Source organism: Neisseria sp. P0021.S005, from assembly GCF_051956955.1.
The window spans coordinates 1-3918 of sequence record NZ_JBQCWY010000270.1 but is presented as its reverse complement, the minus strand read 5'-3'; the positions used below and the strand labels follow the sequence as shown (position 1 = coordinate 3918).

General features: G+C 56.7%; 2 protein-coding genes. Both read left to right on the top strand.

Features of this window, described 5'->3' with window-relative positions:
• Nucleotides 1–617 (top strand): autotransporter assembly complex protein TamA (locus tag ACTHUE_RS12445; protein WP_440423607.1); only part of this gene is annotated, 617 nt, incomplete at its 5' end.
• A gap of 78 nt (nt 618–695) precedes the next feature.
• On the top strand, nt 696–3918 hold a 3223-nt coding region (locus ACTHUE_RS12440; protein WP_440423605.1), incomplete at its 3' end, for a translocation/assembly module TamB domain-containing protein.

The window sequence follows — 3918 nt, the reverse complement described above, 5'->3', positions numbered from 1 at the left end:
AAGTCCCCGACACCAGCTACGATTTGGGCCGAAGCCATGCCACCATGCTGACCGCCTCATGGAAACGGCAAAGCATCGAAACCGAGCTGCATCCTCAAAACGGCTACTACCTCGACGGCAAAATCGGCACGACTTTGGGCAAACTCCTCTCCTCCACCCAAATGGCACGCGCTACAGCACGCGCAGGCTATTTCTTCACGCCTGAAAACAAAAAACTCGGTACATTCATCGTACGCGGACAGGCAGGCTACGTTTATGCCCGCGAAGGCGAAGAAGTACCGTCCAGCCTGATGTTCCGCACCGGCGGCGCGACTTCCGTACGTGGTTACGAACTCGACAGCATCGGCTTGGCAGGCCCCAACGGCTCCGTCCTGCCGCAACGCGCCTTGGTGGTCGGCAGCCTCGAATATCAATTCCCGGTTACCAAAAGCTTCTCCGGCGCCATCTTCCACGATGTCGGCGATGCGACAAGCAACTTCAAACACATGACCTTAAAACACGGTACCGGCTTGGGTGTGCGCTGGTTCAGCCCGGTTGCGCCGTTCTCCTTCGACATTGCCTACGGCCATCACGACAAGAAAATCCGCTGGCACATCAGCTTAGGCACAAGGTTTTAACAAACATACACCATCCATTCTTTCAGATGGCCTCAGCCATTCCAGGCCGTCTGAACAACAGACAAACAGAAAAATATCATGACCGATACTGCAAACACTTCCACGCCGTCTGAACAACAGCCCGCCCCGCCAAAGCGCAAAAAACGCCTGTTACGCGGCTTTGTCCTGTCCGCCTTGAGCGTATTGACCGTTTCTGCCGGCGCAATCGGCTGGCTGGTCGGTACGGAATCGGGTTTGCATTTCGGTTTGTACAAGATCCCGTCATGGTTCGGCGTCAAAATCTCTTCGGACACACTGAAAGGCACGCTGATTGAAGGTTTTGAAGGCGACAAATGGTTGATTGAAACAGAAGGTGCGGATGTCAAAATCAGCAGCTTCCGCTTTGATTGGAAACCGTCCGAGCTGTTCCGTCCGTCTTTGCACATTACCGAAGTCGTGGCCGGCGACATCGCCATTGTGACCAAGCGCACGCCGCCCAAAGAAGAAGAGCCTTCAAAAGGCCTGCCTGACAGCATAGACCTGCCCGTTACCGCCTATCTCGACCGTTTGGAAACCGGCAAAATCAGCGTAGGCAAGCGTTTTGACAAGCAGAGCGTCTATCTCGACCATCTGCACGCAGCCTATCATTACGACAAAAAAGAACACCGCCTCCACATCAAAACCGCCGACACGCCCTGGAGCAGCTCGACAGGCGCGGTGGTGCTCGGTTTGAACAAACCCTACGTCCTCAATACCGCCATCTACACCAAAGGCCAGCTTGAGGGCGAAACCATACACGGCACGGTGCGCCTGTGGGGCAGCCTGCAAGACGTGTACACCGACCTACTGCTCGACGGCGACAATGTTCATTTGTCTGCCAAATCCACCATCCACCCATTCGCCGACAGCCTCAACGAAACCGTCGGCGAAATCCTGGTTAAAGGTTCCAACATCAATCCGCAGGCCTTCCTGCCCACCCTGCCCAAAGCGCGCCTGAATTTCGACGCCACCACCATTCCGTCCTTTACCGACGGCGTTGCGTTGGAAGGCTCGATTGACTTGGAAAACGACCAAGCCGGTTTTGCCGATGAAAACCATATCCCCGTCAAACGCATCCTCGGCGAATTCATCGTCGACGATAAAGGCACGGTCAAAATCGAAGACATCGGCGTCGGCCTGCTCAAAGACGGCAGCATCGATGTATCCGGCTCTATCGATACCGCCCAAGACCAACTCAAACTCGCACTGGGCATCAACAATACCGGCGCAGACGACTTTGTCCGTCAAAACATCGCAGGCCGTCTGAACGGCAGTATCGACGTCAAAGGCGAAACCTCCTCCCCCGTCGTCAACTGGAATCTCGACAGCGGATTCGCGCGTACAGACGGCATGCTGTTTTTCCAAACCGACAAACAGCTCGGCCAGCGCACACTCAAGCTCGACAAAGTCCGCCTGGTTCCGCAAAACGGCGGCGAACTCAACGCCAAAGGCTCGCTCGAACTCTTCAAAGACCGCAAACTGCAGCTGGACATCGTCAGCAAAGCCTTCAACCCTGCGCGCATCGATCCGCAGCTTCCGCAAGGCAGCGTCAACGGCAACATCAACTTGACCGGCATACTGGCGCAAGAGAAATTCGCCGGTAAAATGCAGTTCGCACCGAGTACGCTCAACGGCGTTCCGCTCAGCGGCAAAGCCGACGTCGCCTATGAAAACAAACACCTCTCGCGCGCCCTGACCGACCTGACCCTCGGCAGCAACATCGTCAAAACTAACGGCAGCTTTGGCAAAAAAGGCGACCGCCTCAACCTCAACATTACCGCCCCCGATTTGTCGCGTTTCGGCTTCGGCTTGGGCGGCCTGCTCAACGCGCGCGGCTACATCTCCGGCAGTTTTTCAGACGGTCTCAAAACCCTTGAAGCCGATTTGAACGGCGAAGCGCGCAACTTCAAAGTCGCCGATACCGTCAACATCCGCACCCTCGACTTCAAACTTAAAGGTTCGCCAGATACCAACCGTCCGTTGAGTGCCGATATTAAAGGCGAACACATCGCCGTCTCCGGCGGCGCGGCCATGATTGACAACGTCAACCTGCTCATCAGTGGCACAGGCTCGCACCACCACATCCGCGGCAACAGCAGCATGGCGGTGGACAACAAACGCTACAAGCTCGACCTCGACGCCACCGGCGGCCTCAACAAAGACCAAACCCAATGGAAAGGCACGGTTGACACGCTCGATATCAACGGCGCGTTCAACCTCAAACTGCAAAACCGCCTCAACCTCGAAGCCGGCAGCGAACGCGTTTCCCTCAGCAGCGCACGCTGGGCGGCTATGGGCGGCAGCCTCAACCTGCAAAATTTCGTTTGGGACAAGAAAGCCGGCATTACCAGTAAAGGCAGTGCACAAAATCTGCACATTACCGAATTGCACAACTTCTACACCCCGCCTATCGAACACAACCTCGTTTTGGGCGGCGACTGGGATTTGGCGTACAGTCAAAACGCGCGTGGCTTCCTCAACATCAACCGTCAAAGCGGCGACATCATCCTGCCGGGCAAAGACCCGAAAAACAAACAGCCTTTGGGACTTTCCGCGCTCGCCCTGCGCACCCGTTTCCAAAACGGCCGCATCGACAGCACGCTGGAAGGCAACACCCGCTTCGGCAAAGTTGACGGCACGCTCGGCATCGCCCAACAGTTCGGCAACAACATCAACAACGCCCCCGTCAGCGGCAAAGTCAATATCAGCGTTCCCGATTTAGGCTCGCTCAAATCCTTTATGCCGGCGACAGCCCAAGGCATTGCAGGCCGTCTGAACGCGACCGCCACCATCGGCGGCCGACTCGGTTCGCCCACCGTCAACAGCAACCTCGACCTCCAAACCAATTACGGCCGTGCCGACGGTACCGTCAACATCGGCCAAGGCACCAGCTTCGACACTGCCCCTCTGAGCGGCAAACTCAACCTGAACGTCGCCAACCTCGAAGTCTTCCGCAACTTCCTGCCCGTCGGCCAAACCCTCAAAGGCCGTCTGAACGCCGCCGTCAACTTGGCAGGCCGTCTGAACGATCCGCAACTAAGCGGCCTGATTAACGGCGACAACCTCTACTACCGCCATCAAACCCAAGGCCTGATTCTCGACAACGGCGTATTGCGTTCGCGCCTGCAGGGTCAAAAATGGGTGATCGACAGCCTCAAATTCCACCGTGGCGGCACGATTGAGCTCAAAGGTGCGGTCAACCTTGCCAACGCCAACCCCGATGTCGACGTGGACATCGTCTTCGACAAATACCGCACCCTCTCGCGTCCAAACCGCCAACTGC